The 15,288-nt window shown below is 72.2% G+C and carries 14 protein-coding genes; 9 read left to right on the forward strand and 5 right to left on the reverse strand.

Annotated elements, in window-relative coordinates; all coding sequences use genetic code 11:
• Positions 1–33: 33 nt before the first annotated feature.
• The 5 genes from ABR738_RS20480 to ABR738_RS20500 form a co-directional block, all read right to left on the reverse strand.
• Positions 34–1,281, reverse strand: a complete 1,248-nt coding sequence (locus ABR738_RS20480) for a NikS protein (protein ID WP_350231437.1) — start codon at positions 1,279–1,281, stop codon at positions 34–36.
• Positions 1,282–1,432: 151 nt separating this feature from the next.
• Entirely contained in the window at positions 1,433–2,404 is a 972-nt protein-coding gene (locus ABR738_RS20485) for a PLP-dependent cysteine synthase family protein (RefSeq protein ID WP_350231438.1), read from the reverse strand.
• A 180-nt stretch (positions 2,405–2,584) separates the two neighbouring features.
• Positions 2,585–3,196, reverse strand: a complete 612-nt coding sequence (gene epsC / locus ABR738_RS20490) for a serine O-acetyltransferase EpsC (RefSeq protein WP_350231439.1) — start codon at positions 3,194–3,196, stop codon at positions 2,585–2,587.
• A gap of 4 nt (positions 3,197–3,200) precedes the next feature.
• The gene (locus ABR738_RS20495) at positions 3,201–4,520 is read right to left on the reverse strand and encodes an MFS transporter (RefSeq protein ID WP_350231440.1); all 1,320 of its coding nucleotides are present in this window, start codon (positions 4,518–4,520) and stop codon (positions 3,201–3,203) included.
• The gene (locus tag ABR738_RS20500; protein ID WP_350231441.1) at positions 4,517–5,092 is read right to left on the reverse strand and encodes an NADPH-dependent FMN reductase; all 576 of its coding nucleotides are present in this window, start codon (positions 5,090–5,092) and stop codon (positions 4,517–4,519) included. Before ABR738_RS20500 ends, ABR738_RS20495 begins: the two co-directional genes overlap by 4 nt.
• 303 nt (positions 5,093–5,395) lie before the next feature.
• On the opposite strand from ABR738_RS20500, the gene ABR738_RS20505 reads away from it, so the two are divergent.
• Genes ABR738_RS20505 through ABR738_RS20545 form a run of 9 tightly spaced genes read left to right on the forward strand, consistent with a single transcriptional unit; the run spans position 5,396 to position 15,228 of the window.
• Complete coding sequence (locus ABR738_RS20505) at positions 5,396–6,256, forward strand: TauD/TfdA dioxygenase family protein (RefSeq protein ID WP_350231442.1); 861 nt, start codon at positions 5,396–5,398, stop codon at positions 6,254–6,256.
• The gene (locus ABR738_RS20510; RefSeq protein WP_350231443.1) at positions 6,253–7,032 is read left to right on the forward strand and encodes an HpcH/HpaI aldolase family protein; all 780 of its coding nucleotides are present in this window, start codon (positions 6,253–6,255) and stop codon (positions 7,030–7,032) included. Before ABR738_RS20505 ends, ABR738_RS20510 begins: the two co-directional genes overlap by 4 nt.
• 35 nt (positions 7,033–7,067) lie before the next feature.
• Positions 7,068–8,009 carry a PLP-dependent cysteine synthase family protein gene (locus tag ABR738_RS20515; protein WP_350231444.1) on the forward strand — a complete coding sequence of 314 codons (942 nt, stop codon included), beginning with the start codon at positions 7,068–7,070 and terminating at the stop codon, positions 8,007–8,009.
• A gap of 48 nt (positions 8,010–8,057) precedes the next feature.
• Positions 8,058–9,875: an asparagine synthase (glutamine-hydrolyzing) gene (gene asnB, locus ABR738_RS20520; protein ID WP_350231445.1), complete on the forward strand. Its 1,818-nt coding sequence runs from the start codon at positions 8,058–8,060 to the stop codon at positions 9,873–9,875.
• A complete protein-coding gene (locus ABR738_RS20525; protein WP_350231446.1) occupies positions 9,872–10,927 on the forward strand; it encodes a PrpF domain-containing protein in 1,056 nt (351 codons plus the stop codon). Before asnB ends, ABR738_RS20525 begins: the two co-directional genes overlap by 4 nt.
• Complete coding sequence (locus ABR738_RS20530) at positions 10,897–12,027, forward strand: acyl-CoA dehydrogenase family protein (RefSeq protein WP_350231447.1); 1,131 nt, start codon at positions 10,897–10,899, stop codon at positions 12,025–12,027. The genes ABR738_RS20525 and ABR738_RS20530 overlap by 31 nt, the downstream gene beginning before the upstream one ends.
• Positions 12,015–13,430 carry a dihydroorotase gene (locus tag ABR738_RS20535; RefSeq protein WP_350231448.1) on the forward strand — a complete coding sequence of 472 codons (1,416 nt, stop codon included), beginning with the start codon at positions 12,015–12,017 and terminating at the stop codon, positions 13,428–13,430. The genes ABR738_RS20530 and ABR738_RS20535 overlap by 13 nt, the downstream gene beginning before the upstream one ends.
• Positions 13,430–14,638 (forward strand): FAD-dependent oxidoreductase, encoded by a 1,209-nt coding sequence (locus ABR738_RS20540; protein ID WP_350231449.1) that lies wholly within the window; start codon positions 13,430–13,432, stop codon positions 14,636–14,638. Before ABR738_RS20535 ends, ABR738_RS20540 begins: the two co-directional genes overlap by 1 nt.
• Entirely contained in the window at positions 14,635–15,228 is a 594-nt protein-coding gene (locus tag ABR738_RS20545; protein ID WP_350231450.1) for an NADPH-dependent FMN reductase, read from the forward strand. Before ABR738_RS20540 ends, ABR738_RS20545 begins: the two co-directional genes overlap by 4 nt.
• Positions 15,229–15,288 lie beyond the last annotated feature (60 nt).

Below are 15,288 nucleotides of genomic sequence, written 5' to 3' on the forward strand. Positions count from 1 at the left end.
GGGCCGCGGCCCCTCCGCCGCCTCCGTCCGTCGTCACCGTACGTCGAGGCCCGCCAGGAACCACTTCTCCAGAGCGCGGATACGCTCCTCGCACTGTGCGCGGTCCGCTCCCACGACGACGAACGCCGCGAGGAAGTCCCCGGAGTGCCAGGCCTCCGCCATCCGGTCGCCCGGCGCGGCGAAGTACTTGTGCTGCACCACACCCTCCGGCATCCCCGCGGGATCGGGCAGCCGGTGTACGGTCCCGGGGCGCCGCATGAACAGCAGCTGGCCGCCGATCCGCGCGGGAGCGCGCCTCTCCTCCACGTTCCCGTGGGTGAGCGGGAGCCCGAGCTGACTGCGGACGGGGAGTTCGGCCGGGTCGTAGCCGAACATGGCGCGGTAGACGTCCCGGACGCCGGCGCCGCCCGCGCGGCAGGCGGCCTCGCAGAGCACGAGCTCGTCATCGGGCGTGCGGAAAACCTCGATATGGAAGGCGAAGTTCCCGTCGTGACCGAAGGCCTCCAGCAGGCGCTCACCGAAGGCGGTCAGGCGGTGCCGCAGCGGATCATCGGCGTCCAGCGCGATGTCCATACGGCCGGAGCGGTCGCGGTAGTCGGCCAGAACGTAGGTGTACTGCGAGGGCCACATCGAGACAATGCGTCCGTCGAGCACCACGCCGTCGATGTGACACATCGCGCCCTCGACGAATGCCTCCACCAGCCAGCCCGCCCCGCCCCCTTCGTCGCCGCCGTCGAGCCACGGCCCGGCGAGCCACGCGTCCACCGCCGCGGCGGTACGCAGCACGGCGAGGTCGATCGAGCCCGCGCCACGCCGTGGTTTGACGACCACCGGCAGCCCATGAGCGGCGATGAAATCCGTCAGATCCTGGGGCGCCGACACCAGTGCGTGACGAGCGACGGGTATACCCGCCCGGACGGCGGCGCGCTTCATCTCCCACTTGTCACGGTAGGCAACGACGGACTCCGGGCGCTGCCCGGGCAGGCCGAAACGGGCGCGCAGATGGGCGGCGCGCTCCAAGTCATTCTCCTGGCAGGCCACGAGGTCGCTCACCCCGAACTCCTGGATGAGCTCGGCGGCCCGCTCGGCCACACGCGAGCTGGTGTCGTAGTCCGGCAGGCTCTCGGCGTGCACGTAGGGCGCGGCGGTGGGCAACTCCTCTCCGTGGACGACGAGTTGCTCGTGCGAGGCCAGGACGACGACGTCCGAACCGTAGCCGTCGAGCCAGCGTTCGTACGGGTTGGCGCGAAAGGAGCCGCGGTGCAGAATCAGCGCGGTCATGCGGGCACCTCGTTCGGGGAAGGGCGGGGGAAAGTCAGGGCAGGTGCGGGGACGCGGTTTCACGTGAAACATCGCGAACACTCAGGAGACCCCGGTAAGCCCGGGGGCCCCGGGGTCCGGGGAATCCGCGGTAGAGCCGCGGAAAAAGGGCCTACGACTCGTTCCAGAGGCTGACGTAGCGCTCGCCGGTGTCGGGCAGCACGGTGACGATCGTGCTGCCCGCGTAGGCGGGCATCCGTGCCAGGGCGGCCGTCCCGTGCGCGGCGGCGCCGGAGGAGACCCCGACGAACAGGCCGGACCGCACGGCGAGTGCCCGGGCGGAGGTGAGCGCGTCCTCGTCGGAGCAGGTGAGGACGCGGTCGATGAGGGTGGTGTCGGTGGTCTGCGCGACGAAGCCGCCGTTGAGCCCCGGGATGCGGTGCAGTCCGCCGAAACCGCGGGACAGGACGGGCGAGTTCTCCGGCTCCACGGCCACGACCTCGACGGCGGGGTTGCGCTCCTTGAGGTAGCGGGCGATGCCGGTGAGCGTACCGCCGGTGCCGACGCCGCAGACCAGGACATCGACGCGGCCCGCGGTGTCGGCCCAGATCTCCGGGCCGGTCGTCTCGTAGTGGGCGAGCACATTGTCGTCGTTCTCGTGCTGGCGGGAGTACCAGGATCCGGGTGTGGCGGCGTGGATCTCCTCGGCCTTGGTGATGGCGCCGGCGAAGCCGTCGTCGCTGGGCGTCTGCACGACCTCGGCGCCGAGCGCCCGCAGCAGCCCGACCCGTTCGGGCGTGGCGCTGTCGGGCAGGACGACCACGCAACGGTAGCCGCGGGCGGCGGCGAGCGCGGCGAGGGCGATGCCGGTGTTGCCGGAGGTCGATTCGACGACCGTGCCGCCGGGCGCGAGGTCGCCGCGCTCCTCCGCGCCGCGGATCATCCGGAGGGCGGCGCGGTCCTTGCTGCTCGAATAGGGGTTGGCGGCCTCCAGCTTGGCGAGGACCTGCACGGTGGGGCCGGCGCCCTCCAGGTGGAGGCGGACCAGGGGAGTGCCGCCGATGAGGTCTTCGAGGCCGTCGGCGATGCGGGGGGCGGTGGCTGGGGCCGCGGCCGGGTCCGTGGCGTTCGCGGTAGCGGTCATCGTGACTCCTACGGGGTCGGGGCGGGACGAGGCGGCCGATGCCGCCGTCGGGAGGGAGCGGTGCGGTGTGGTGCCGTGGGTCGACGGCGGGGCAGCCTGTCGGGGTGACGGCGCCCGTGGCCGTACGGAACCGGCTGACGCGGGCGGTTCGACAGTGGGGACGCATCCGCCCCCGAACCGTCACCACGAGCCGGCGGAGGCCAGCAGGCGGATCGGGTCCGTGGCGGGAGTGAGGTCGCCGGCGGGGCTCTTGATGACCGACGCGGCGGCGTAGACCCGGCCGCCGGGCGGAATGTCCTTCGTCACCGTGGCCATCGCGCCGACCAGCGCGCCGTCCCCGACCGTGACGGGGCCCAGGACGGTCGCGTTGGCCCCGAGGATGACGCCGTCGCCCACCACGGGATGGCGGCGTTCGCCGGCGGGCCGGTCGTTGTCGCTCCACCAGCCGACGGCGCCCAGTGTGACCTGGTGAAAGATCGTCACGTCGGCGCCGACCACGGCCGTCTCACCGATGACGACACCCGAGCCGTGGTCGATGAAGACGCGGCGGCCGAGCACCGCACCGGGATGGATCTCCACCCCGGTGTGCCGACGGGCGAGGTAGGCGATGATCCGGGCGGAGATCCGCCGGCCCCGCCGGTGCAGCCGGTGGGCGACGCGATGGGCCCACAGGGCGGGCAGCGCGGGGTGCAGGAGGCCCTCCCCTCGGCTGTGGATGGAGGGGTCCCGGTCGACGACGACCTGAAGGTCCTCGCGCATCATGCCCAGCAGGCCGGGCTCGGTGGACGGCATGGCGTCAATTCCTCCTGGTGCGGCCGGTTGTACCGGACTCGTCGGCCAGTGCGGTGGATCCTGGGTTCGATTCCTGTTCCATGGGGCGGACCGCGTGTGCGGGCAGTCGCGGCTCCAGCCGGACCAGGGCGAGGCTGCCGAGCAGCACCGTCCCGGCGAGCAGCAGCCAGGTGAGGGTGGGGGACACCGCCAGCAGCGAGGTGAACAGCGCGGGCGCGGCCGCCTTCGCCACCGACCACGACATGTAGTAGACGGCGAGATACCGGCCGCGCAGGCTGTCGGGCGCGGCATCGGTGGCCAGGGCGCCGGATGACGGGCTGTGCAGTAGCTCGCCCCCGGTGTAGAGAACGGTGGTCAAAAACAGCCCGGACACCAGCAGGACCGAGGCGTCCGAAACCGACAGCAGGGCGAAGCCCGCGAACGACGCGGCGAAGACGACGCCGCCCATCGCGGCGACCCGGGTGCGCGGACGCCGTGTCATCCAGGTGGTGACGGGCACCTGGGCCAACGCCACGAGCACCGTGTTGACGGTGAACAGCAGACCCGGCAGCGCCGCGGACACATGGAGCACCTGCGTGGTGTAGACGGGCAGGATGACGCTCAGCGAGGAATAGCAGAACGCCAGCGGGACGGTGGCCAGGGTCAGGCCGAGGTAGGGCCGGTCGCGCAGGACGACGAGGTAGCCGGCCGCCTCCCCTGTGCCGCCCCCGGCGCCGGCGGTCCCTCCCGGCGCGCCGGGCAGACGCAGGCTCGCGATGAGCGCGGCGGCCAGTGCGAGCCCCGTGGCGCTGCCGAGGACGACGGCGTGGTACGCCCAGTCGGCCGAGGCCATCATCGCCAGGCTGGCCAGGAGACCGCCCACGCCGAAGCCCGCGTTGCGCAGACTGGACTGGGTGGCGATCATCCGCTGCCGCTCTACGCCGGTGGCGATCTCGGATATCAGCGCCTGGATGGATGCCTGGAACGAGCGGTCACCGAGCGCGACGAGCGTGGCCGCGGGCAGCAACTGCCACCAGTGGTGCACGAACGGGTAGCACACGAACCCCGCGGCGCGCGTGGTGAATCCGACGGTCACCACGGTCCGGGCGCCCCACCGGTCGACGAGCGCCCCGAAAAGCGGGCTGACGGCGAGGCCGATCAGGGCGGCGACCGTCAGTCCGGTGCCCACCTGACCCAGCGGGAGTTGGGAGATCCGGTGGAAGTAGAGCAGGGAGATCGGCACATACATGCCGCCGCCGACGGCCTCGGCCGACATGGCCGCGAGATAGCGGTACTTGGGGAAGCTCCCCTTCGCGGACGGGTTCCCCTGCCCACCCGGGGTCACGGGCACACCCGGCGGGCCGCCCGCTCCCGTGCCGCCGCGAGGGCCGCCTCGGTCAGCCGCTCCAGCGTCTTGACGGCGCCGGGCTCCACGATGAGACCTCCGGCCGTGCGCAGGCGGACAGCGTCACCGATCGCCACCTCGTCGCACTCGACCACGACCGCGCCGCAGTTGATGAGGATGCTGCGCAGATGGGGCTGGACGTTCGCACCGCCCGCGCGGCCGGGGGACGCGCTGGCGATCGCCACCGGCAGGCCGGACAGCGCACCCCCGCCCGTCGGCCGGGACAGCCAGTCGAGCGCGTTCTTCAGCACCCCGGAGGGATATCCGTTGTAGGCGGGGCTGCTGATGATCAGTGCGTCGGCCGTGGCGATGCGTTCCCGCGCGGCGGACAGCGGTTCGGCGGCGCCTGTGCGTTCCACGTCCTCGTCGAACCAGGGAAAGTCCCGCGGAGAGACGACCGACGTCCGGTGTCCTTCCGCGCGCCCTTCGATGATGTGCCGGGCGGTGGCGATCACGGCTGAATTCGCCGACTCGGCACGCAGGCTGCCGGACATGAGGGCAATTCTTGCCATGGCCCTTTCCTGTTCTCCCCGTTGGTCTTTCTCGATGGCGACTGGGAGCACACCACACGGCTCTGACCCGCGGCAACCACCCCCCGGCGAATCGGCGCGACTCCTACGACTTGTCGAAATCGTCGGCAGCACTTCGGCAAGTCGTTGAAGTCGCCACGACTACCTCGGCGGCTGTTGCCTGCCAAATCTTCCCCGTGCTTCGCTCCCTTCACCCCAGGACGGCAGGCCGCGGATTCGCTGGACGCGAACCGCAGGCGAATTCCCTGCGCGGCAAAGAGCTCATGTTCCCGAAAGGAATGAATGATGTCCGCCTTTGACATCCGCAAGGTAGGCGGCCGGATCGGCGCCGAGGTGCTCGGTGTGGATCTGAGCACCGATCTCACGGAATCGGTTTTCTCGCAGATCCACGAGGCCTTCTTGCAGCACAAGGTCCTCTTCTTCCGTGACCAGGACATCACCGACGAGGCGCAGCTGGCCTTCGCCGGACGCTTCGGTCCGCTCACGCAGAAGCACCCGATGATGCGGACCGTCGACGGCGCCCCGCAGGTGATCCCGGTCGACGGCGAGGACCAGCGCGCCAACCACTGGCACACCGACATCAGTTTCACCGCGGCCCCGTCCCTGGGAACCACGCTGCGTGCCATGGTGCTCCCGCCGTACGGGGGTGACACCCTCGTCGCCAACGCGGCCGCCGGGTACAAGGACTTGCCGGCGGAGCTGCGCGAGATAGCCGACCGGCTCTGGGCCGTGCACACCAACCACGCCGAGCAGCCCCGCCTGGACACCGAGCGCGGCGCCGAGGTGCGCAAGGCGTTCCTGGCCAAGCGGTTCGAGGCCGCGCACCCGGTGGTGCGGGTGCACCCGGAGTCCGGCGAGCCCAGCCTCTTCCTCGGCGGCTTCGCCCAGCGCCTGGTCGGCATGGACCTGCGCGAGTCCCGCCCGATCATCGACGTGTTGCAGAACTACGTGCGCCGGCCGGAGAACACCGCCCGCTGGACGTGGCGGCCGGGCGACGTGCTGATCTTCGACAACCGCAACACCCAGCACTACGCCGTCAACGACTACGACGGCCACCAGCGCGTCCTGCACCGCGTGTCCATCACCGGTGACGTGCCGGTCGGCCTCGACGGCAAGAGCGGCTACACGATCCTGGAGGGCGAGTGAGCGCCGTCGCTTCGAACCCCGCGGCGTTCGCCGCCCGGCTGCGTGGCCGCGAACGGCTCCTCGGGTACTGGATCGCCTGCGACAACCCGGCCGGAACCGAGCGGATCGCCGGAGTCGGCTATGACTACATCGGCGTCGACGGCCAGCACGGCGTCATGCATGTGGCGGGCTGGCAGACGGCGATGCTCGCCGTGGACGCCCGCCAGGTCTCCGCGGGCGTGCTGCGCGTCCCCTCGGTCGACCCGATCGCCATCGGCGTGGCCCTGGACTCCGGGGCCCGTGCCGTGATCGTCCCCATGGTGAACACCGCCGAGGAGGCCTCCGTGGCCGCCCGGGCGTGCCGTCACCACCCGCACGGCACGCGCAGCCTGGGCGGGCCGGTCCGCGGCGAACTGCGGCTCGGCTCCGTACCGGCCGAGGTCGACGACGCCGTCGCCTGCATCGTGATGATCGAGACCGCCCCGGCCCTGGAGAACCTGGAGGCGATCTGCGCCACGCCGGGTGTGGACGCGGTCTACGTCGGACCCGCCGACCTGTCCGTCGCCCTCGGCGCGCGCTGGTTCGGCGACCCGGACGCCCAGCAGGCACTGGAGGAGGCGCTGCGCCGCATCACCGCGGCGGCCGAGGCGGCGGGCATCGCCTGCGGCATCCACTGCCTCGACGGCGCCACGGCCGCCCGGCGGCTCGCGGAAGGCTTCACCTTCGCCACGGTCTCCAGCGACATCACCCACCTCCAGCAGGCCGCCACCGACCACCTCGCCGCCGCGCGAGCCTGAAGGGGAAACCGGCTGTGAACGCAACTACGGCAACCATGACCACCCGCACCGGCCGCATCGTGCGGTCGATGGAGGAACTGGTCGGCAACACCCCGCTGATGGAGGTCCGCCTCCCCGGGGTTCCCGACAGCGTCCAACTCCTGGCCAAACTGGAGATGTTCAACCCGCTGTCCAACGTCAAGGACCGCCCGGCGCTCTACATGATGCGCGAGGCCGAGGAGTCCGGCGCGCTGCCGGCCCGGGGCGGGACCGTGATCGAGTGTTCCTCCGGCAGCACCGGCATATCCATCGCGGCCCTGGCGGCCCGGCGCGGCCACCGCTGCATCATCGTCATGCCCGACAACGCGACCGAGGAACGCCGGCAGATCCTCAGGGAGTTCGGCGCCGAGATCGTCCTCGTACCCCACCAGGACGGGCTGCTGCCCGCCTGGCGGTACGCCGAGGAGCTCCAGCGCTCCACCCCCGGCGCGTGGCTTGCCCACCAGGACGAGAACCCGGCCAACCTCCGCGCCCACTACGAGACCACGGGTCCGGAGATCTGGGAGGCGACGGACGGCCAGGTCGACGTGCTGGTCTGCGGAGTCGGCACCGGCGGCACCCTGACCGGTGTCGCGCGCTACCTCAAGGAGCAGCCCGGCTCCCAGGTGCACGTGGTCGCCGTCGAACCGGCCCGCGCGGCCGTGCTCTCCGGGGGCGAGGCGGGTCCGCACGGGATTCCCGGCATCGGCGCGGGCTACGTCTCGGACATCATGGACCTCGATCTGATCGACGAGGTCGTGGCGGTCCCGGACGAGGCCGCCGCCACGACCACGCACGAGGTGAACCGGGCGACCGGTCTGCTGGCCGGCATCTCATCGGGCGCCGCGGCGTACGCGGCCCGCGTGCTGGCACAGCGCGAGAGATGGTCGGGGGCGACGATCGTGACGGTCTTTCCCGATACGGGCGAGCGGTACTTGTCGATGCGCGGCCCCGCCTAGGGAACCCGCACCCCCGGCGACACGAACCTGCGAAGGACTCACTCACACATGTGCCGCATCTACGGCTACTTCAACGCACCCTCGACCACTCCCGGCGAACTCCGCGCCGTCGCCGCGCTGCAACGGCACGGCGGGCCCGACAGCCGGGGCAGCGCCCGCGACGGGAGCTGGGGAATCGGCAACAACCGGCTCGCGATCGTCGATCTCGACGGCGGACAGCAGCCGTACACGCTGGGCGAGGCGGTCAAGGTCGTCTTCAACGGCGAGATCTACAACCACGACGCCCTGCGCGACCGGCTGCGCGGACTCGGCCACACCTTCTCCGACCGCTGCGACGGCAACGTGCTGCCCGCCCTGTACGCCGAGTACGGCGACGAGTTCACCGACCACCTCGACGGCATGTACACCATCGCCGTGGTGGACCTGCGCGGCGAGCGGCCCCGGCTGCTGCTGGCCACCGACCACATCGGGATGAAGCCGCTCTACTACCGCTGGGACGCGGTGAGCCGGTCCCTGCACTTCTCCTCCGAGATCCCCGCCCTGCTCGGGTTCGGGGGTGTCTCCACCGGCGCCTGGCAGCCGGGTCTTGACGCCTACCTCGCCACCAAGACACCGTTCGGCGAGCAGACGATGTTCGCCGACGTGCAGGTCCTGCCCCCGGCCGCCACGATGGTGTGCGAACTCGGCGGGACACCGCGCCTCGCGCGGCGGCCCCAACACGCCTGGCAGGGCGTCCCGTTCGACGACGAGGAGGCCGCGGGCGCGCTGGTGCGCGAGCGGCTGACCGCCGAGGTCGGCAGTCTGCTGGTCGCCGACGTGCCCGTCGCCGTCATCACCTCGGGCGGGCTCGACTCCAGTCTCGTCACCGCGCTGGCGGCGCAGCACGGCCCGGTGGACTCCTTCAACATCGCCTACCGGGGCGACTGGCCGTTCGACGAGCGGCACTTCGCCCGGCAAGCGGCACAGCGCGCGGGGGCGACGTACCACCAGGTGGAGATCGACCCGGCGACGTTCCCCTCCCTCATCGAGGACGTCGTCTGGCACCTGGGACAGCCCAACGCCGACCCGATCACGCTCAGCACGTACGCCCTCTTCCAGGCGGTGCGTGACGCGGGCTTCAAGGTCGCGCTGACCGGTGACGCGGCCGACGAGATCTTCGGCGGCTACTCCCGCATGCGCGCCGCGGCCCAGGCGGCCGCCTCCGGCGGCGGCGAATGGTACGCGGACTACGTGGACGAGCTGGGCGTCCTGCCGTCCCACCGCCGCCACGCCCTTTACACCGACGCGTACCGCTCCCTCGTGAGGGAGACGGACGCGATCCCCGGCGAGGCGCTGTCGAGGCTGCGTGACGGCTCCGGCACAGTGCTGGAGCGGATCACCGAGTTCGAGCTCGGCCACCGGCTGCCCGCCTATCATCTGCGCCGCGTCGACCACCTGAGCATGGCGAGTTCGGTCGAGACCCGGCTGCCGTTCTGCCAGCGGAGCATCGTGGACGTGGGCCGTGGCCTGCCCGACGCGTTGCGCGTGCGGGACGGCAAGGTCAAGCGGACGCTGTACACGGCGGCCGCCGGCCTGGTGCCCGACGAGGTCCTCAACCGGCCCAAGCAGCCGTTCACCCTGCCCGTCACGGCCATGCTGGCGCCGGGTACGGCGCTGTGGGAGTACGCCCGGGACATGCTCGACCCGCGGCGGTTGCGCGCAGCGGGCCAGCTCGACCCGCGCGCCGTCGACGGCCTCTTCGCGGTCCAGGCCGAGAAGCCCGACGACACCACCGCCCTGACCGTGTGGGCACTGCTCGTGCACGAGGTGTGGCGCGAGCAGTTCCAGCGCGCGGCGGCGGCACCGGCCGTGGCGGTCCCGGCATGATCGGCCACCTCGCCTACGCGACGGGCAGCCCCTGCCCGACGGTCGTGCTGGACGCCGGCCGGATGGCGCCGGACGAGGACACCATCCGGCGCGATCTGACCGAGGTCCGGCGCTACCTGGACGCGGCGGGCGGCTCCCACGTGCTGAAGTTCGCTCTGGTGCGCCCCTCGGACCACCCGATGTTCGACCTCGACTACCGGTTCGTGCAGGCCCTGCCCGGCGGTCCTGACCGCTTCGACTTCCGCGGTTCCTGCGGGCATTCGATCCTGTCGGCGGTCGTGTCGGCCGAGCGGGCCGGCATGCTGGCGAAGCTCACGGCCGGCGACCGGGTCCGCGTGAACGTCCTGAACAACGGCGACAGCGTGGTGTGCGAGATCGACGCCACGGGCCGCGACGAAGTACGCCTGACTGTCTACTTCGTCCAGTCCAGCGCCGTACCGGTCTCGCGGCTGCTGCTGGCCGGCGAACCGCGCACCGCGCTGGAGGCGGACGGCAGGATCTACCCGGTCTCGCTCGTCTCGGCCGGCAACGCCTATGTGTTCGTGGACGCCCGCGAGCTGGGCGTCCGGGACCACACCGCGCTGTTCTCGGCCGGGAGCGACCTGTTCGAGCGGATGGGGCGGATCCGCCTCGCGGCCGCCGAACGGCTGGGCTGGTCCCCGGACGGCGCGTTCCCCAAGATCGCGGCGATCATGCCGACGGCGGGGGGCAGGATCGCCGCACGGGCGATCTCGGTGCCCAGCTGGCACCCCACGATCGCCCTGACGGGCGCGGTCTGTCTGGGCGCGGCGACCCAGGTCCCCGGCACGGTGCCCTGGCAGCTGGCCCGGGAACTGGGCCGCGACGGCGGCCTCATCGACATCACCACCCCCGGCGGCGACACAGCGGTCACCGCCACCACGCACGAGAACGGTGGCGAGCCGACGCTCACCTGGGTCGGCGTGGGACGCAAACAGGTCACCTTCCAGGGCTCGTTCGTACTCGAACCGCTGGCCCATCTGCACTTTGAGGAGATTACCCAATGCCTGGCACTGTCAGCGGCGTCCGCGTGAGTACGCGGTTCACGCCCGACCTGCGGGCGCGGCTGCGCGAGTCGGCCGAGACGACCGCGCTGACCGGCGCGCCCGATGACGAGGCGCTCAAGGAACTGCGCGCGTCGGGCCTGCTCGCCACGGCCGTTCCCGCCGAGTACGGCGGCGCGGGCGGCGACGCGCGGGAGGTCAACCGGATCGTCGAGGAGCTGGCGACCGTCAACCCCTCGGTGTCCATCATCGCCTTCCAGCATTTCGCGGTGAGCGCGCGCATCGCCGAGTGGGGCACGGACGAGCAGAAGGCCACCCTGCTGCCGCTGCTGGCGGACGGCACCTGTCTGGCGGCGTCGGCGTGGAGCGAGCCGGGCGCCGGCGCGGCGAAGCAGAAGCTCAGCAGCACCGGCACCCGCCGCCCGGACGGCACCTGGGTGCTCGACGGCGCAAAGTCCTTCACCACCGGGGCGTCCGTCGCGGACCTCTACCTCGTCCTCGTACAGACCGAGAAGCCCGAGGACGAGGCGCGCCGGGTGTATGGGGCCACGGGGCAGACGTTCTTCCTCGTCACCGCCGACAACCCGGGCCTGGTGCCGGACCTGAGCCTGGACCTGGCGGGCATGCGCGGCTCCGCGACCGGCTTCGTAACGCTGCGCCAGTGCGTGGTCGCGGCCACCGACCGGCTGGGACCCGAGGGCCACGCGCCCGAGATCATCGCGGGGGTGCGGGAGTCCGGGGCGACGCTGGGGGCCGTGGCGGTGGGCACCGCGCAGGCCGCGTTCGACCTGGTCGTGGACCACGCCGAGCGGCGCGGGCTGCTGGAGAGGCCGACCGTGCGGCACCGCCTGGCCGATCTGGCCACGCGGCTGGAGTCGGCGCGGGCCCTCGTTGAGCGGGCCGGGGCCCGTACGTCGGCGGCACCGGGCATGACGACCCTGCACAGCAAGCTGTACGCGTCCACCGTGGCGGAGGAGATCTGCCTGGACGTGGCCCGGATGCTGGGCTCCGCCGGCTACGTCACCTCCTCGCGGCTGAACCGGCTGCTCGCCGACGCCCGCGCGGTGGCGCTGATGGGACCCACGAACGACCTCGCGCGAGAGCTGGTGGCGGTGACATGGCAGAGCTGACCGCAAGCGTCGACCTGGTGGTCTCCGGCCGGAGACTGGTCGCGCCCGAGGGGGTGCGCCCCGGGCACGTGCTGATCGCCGACGGGCGCGTCGTGGCCATCACCGACGAGGACACCGCCCCCGCCGCGGCGCGCCGCATGGACGCCGGGGAGTACTACGTCCTGCCAGGACTCATCGACTCGCACGTCCACTTCCGCACCCCCGGTCTGACGCACAAGGAGGACTGGGAGCACGGCAGCCGAGCCGCTGTCGCCGGCGGGTTCACCACGGTGATGGACATGCCCAACACGGTCCCGCCGACGCTGACCGAGGACGCGATGCGGGAGAAGGCCGCCCTGGTGGCGGGCCACTCCCTGGTCGACCACCGCTTCCACATCGGCGTCGACCCCGAGAACCCCCGGCTGCTGGCCGGCCTCGACCCGGACGTCGCCACGAGTGCCAAGCTCTTCATGGCCGGACACCACACGGCACCCACCGTCGTACGCGACGCGGCCGTGCTGGAAAAGGCGTTCGTCGCCGCCGCCGCAGGCGGCGTGCAGCTGGTCCTGCACGCCGAGGACGACCAGCTGTTCCAGCTGCTCGACGGCTGGTGGGGCGAGCCGGACAGCTACCGGCAGTACGAGGCCCGGCGGCCCCGCAGCGGGGGCATCGCCGCCGTGGCCAAGGTCATCGAACTGGTCCGCCGGCACGGGACGAAGGCCCACATCCTGCACCTGTCCAGCGCGGAGGAGGCGGACCTGGTGTGCGCGGCGCGGGCCGCCGGAATGCCGATCTCCTTCGAGGTGACCGGACACCACCTGTCGTTCACCGACCAGGACACCCAGCGGCTGGGCGCCCGTACCCGGCTGTCGCCGTCGATCCGCGGCCAGGCCGACCAGGACCGGCTGTGGGAGGCGTTGCGCGCCGGGCAGCCCGCCACCATCGGCAGTGACCACGCGCCGCACACCATCGCTGAGAAGACGCGCTCGGTCCAGCAGTCGCCGCCCGGGCTGCCGGGTGTGCAGGAGTTGGCCGTCAGCGTGTGGACGGGCATGCGCCGCCGCTGGCCGGACGAGGACCCGGACGTCGCGGTCGGCCGTCTGGTCCGCCATCTCGCGTCCGGTCCGGCCGACTTGTTCCAGCTGCCCGGCAAGGGCCGGCTGGCCCCGGGCGCCGACGCGGACCTCGTCTTCTTCGCGCCCGACGCCACGTGGATGCTCTCCGCGCGCGACGTGCGCGCCAAGTGCGGCTGGTCGGCGTACGAGGGCTGGACGATGACCGGCCGCGTCGAACGCACCCTGCGGGCGGGCCGCACCGTGTGGGACGCGGCCACCGGGGAGTTCGGGGCGTACGACGGGCGCTGGCTGGGCACGGCCGCCGCGCCGGCCCGGGAACCCGCGCTCGCCCAGGAAGGAACACGCTGATGGAGCAGGTGTCGCACAAGCGCACCGCGGTCGTCGCGGGCGGCGGCATCGGCGGGCTGGCCGCAGCCGCCGCGCTGGCCGGCGCCGGCCTTGAGGTCACGGTCGTCGAACGGGCCCCGAGCATCCTCGACGTCGGGTCCGGTCTGATGCTGTACGCGAACGGCGTCCGGGCAGCCGACGCCATCAGCGCCCGCCTCGGCGCGCGCGTCCGCGCCGACGGACATGTCACCGGCCCGGACGACGTACGACTGCTGCTGGACAGCACCGGGAACGTGCTGTCGAAGGAGCCGATCGGCCAGGTGGGAGAACGGCTGGGCGCGCCGCAGATCCCGATTCTGCGTACGGCCCTCCAGACGGCCCTGCTGGACGAGGCGGTCGCCATGGGCGCGAGCGTGCGTCTCGCGCTGGCGGTCGAGGGGTACGCCGGCGCGCCGGACGGCCGGGTGACGGTCCGTCTGTCGGACGGCTCCGCCGTGACCGCCGACCTGCTGGTGGCAGCGGACGGCATCAAGTCGGCCATCCGCCGGCACATGCTGGACGACGGCCTCCCGCACTACCGCGGCTACACCTCGGTACGCGGCCGCACCAGCGGTTCGCCGTTGTACCCGCAGCCGTTCGTCGCCAACGGGCGCGGGGTCCAGCTGTTCGTGGCCCCGGTCGGCGGCGGCGCGATGTACTGGGCCGCCAAGATCACCGCCGAGGCCGGGGTCTGGCCCGCGATGGGCCGCACGGCCGCGCTCGCCGCGCTCCTGGAGACCCTCGACGGCTGGCACGAGCCGATCGTCGACCTGATCCGCGACGCGGACCCCGACGTCGCCGTGACCGACATCCACGACCGCGACCCGGCCCCCACGTGGCTCGACGGCAGGGTCGCCCTGCTCGGTGACGCCGCGCATCCCATGGTCCCGGCGATGGGCCAGGGCGCGAACATGGCGCTCGAGGACGCCGTGGTCCTGGCCGCGGCGCTGCGGGACCACGACGACGTGGACATCGCTCTCAAGGAGTACGAACGGCAGCGCATCGAGCGGACGTCGGCCGTGGTGCTGCACTCGCGCCGCCAGGGCGCGCTGGACCAGGGCGCCAGCCAGGCCGAGGAGACGGCGCGCAACGACTTCATGAAGGCGCACGGCCGCAAGGACGAGTCGATCTTCGACGTCGTCGCCTGGACCCCCACATCCCACCTCTCACGGAAGGCCGCTGAAGCATGAAGACGGCGGAGACAGGACGAATCCCGCACATCGTGCTGATCAGCGGTTCGCTGCGGCCCGGGTCGACGTCGGACCGGATCGCCGGGTGGTGTGCCGAACAGTGCCGGGAGAGGGGCGCCACGACCCGGACCTTCCATGGCGCCGAGATCGACTTCCCCTTCTACCAGCCCGGTCTGTCCGAACACCACGAGGCTCTGCGGGAGTTCCTGCGCGAACTCGGCCGGGCGGACGGCGTGGTCCTGGTCTCACCGACCTACCACGGCACCGTGTCGGGCCTGCTCAAGAACGCCCTGGACTACGCCAACGACCTCGGCGGCCCGCGGCCTTTCCTGGACGGCCGTGCCATCGGCTGCGTCGCGGTCGGCGCCGGCACCCAGGGCACGGTGTCCACCCTGGGGACCCTGCGTACCATCAGCCACTCCTTGCGCGGCTGGCCCACACCGCTCGGGGTGGTCGTGCCGCACGCGAACGCGCTCATCTCGGACACCGCACTGGCCGAGCCGCACCACCGGGAGAAGATGATCGAAATGGTCTCCCAGGTGCTCTTCCTGAGCCGCGCGCACACCACCGCCGACCTCGTCACCGTCTGACCCCCGCCACCATCCGTCCCCGACGCCGGCCGTCCCCGAAGCCGGCCGGACGACCCAACC

This window comes from Streptomyces sp. Edi4 (assembly GCF_040253615.1).
Lineage (GTDB): Bacteria > Actinomycetota > Actinomycetes > Streptomycetales > Streptomycetaceae > Streptomyces.

Coding starts and splice junctions, on each gene's coding strand:
- ABR738_RS20525 (WP_350231446.1), top strand. CDS start 9,872: ATGATCGGCCACCTCGCCTACGCGACGGGCAGCCCCTGCCCGACGGTC.
- ABR738_RS20485 (WP_350231438.1), bottom strand. CDS start 2,404: ATGACCGCTACCGCGAACGCCACGGACCCGGCCGCGGCCCCAGCCACC.
- epsC (WP_350231439.1), bottom strand. CDS start 3,196: ATGCCGTCCACCGAGCCCGGCCTGCTGGGCATGATGCGCGAGGACCTT.
- ABR738_RS20535 (WP_350231448.1), top strand. CDS start 12,015: ATGGCAGAGCTGACCGCAAGCGTCGACCTGGTGGTCTCCGGCCGGAGA.
- asnB (WP_350231445.1), top strand. CDS start 8,058: ATGTGCCGCATCTACGGCTACTTCAACGCACCCTCGACCACTCCCGGC.
- ABR738_RS20515 (WP_350231444.1), top strand. CDS start 7,068: ATGACCACCCGCACCGGCCGCATCGTGCGGTCGATGGAGGAACTGGTC.
- ABR738_RS20500 (WP_350231441.1), bottom strand. CDS start 5,092: ATGGCAAGAATTGCCCTCATGTCCGGCAGCCTGCGTGCCGAGTCGGCG.
- ABR738_RS20505 (WP_350231442.1), top strand. CDS start 5,396: ATGTCCGCCTTTGACATCCGCAAGGTAGGCGGCCGGATCGGCGCCGAG.
- ABR738_RS20480 (WP_350231437.1), bottom strand. CDS start 1,281: ATGACCGCGCTGATTCTGCACCGCGGCTCCTTTCGCGCCAACCCGTAC.
- ABR738_RS20530 (WP_350231447.1), top strand. CDS start 10,897: ATGCCTGGCACTGTCAGCGGCGTCCGCGTGAGTACGCGGTTCACGCCC.
- ABR738_RS20540 (WP_350231449.1), top strand. CDS start 13,430: ATGGAGCAGGTGTCGCACAAGCGCACCGCGGTCGTCGCGGGCGGCGGC.
- ABR738_RS20545 (WP_350231450.1), top strand. CDS start 14,635: ATGAAGACGGCGGAGACAGGACGAATCCCGCACATCGTGCTGATCAGC.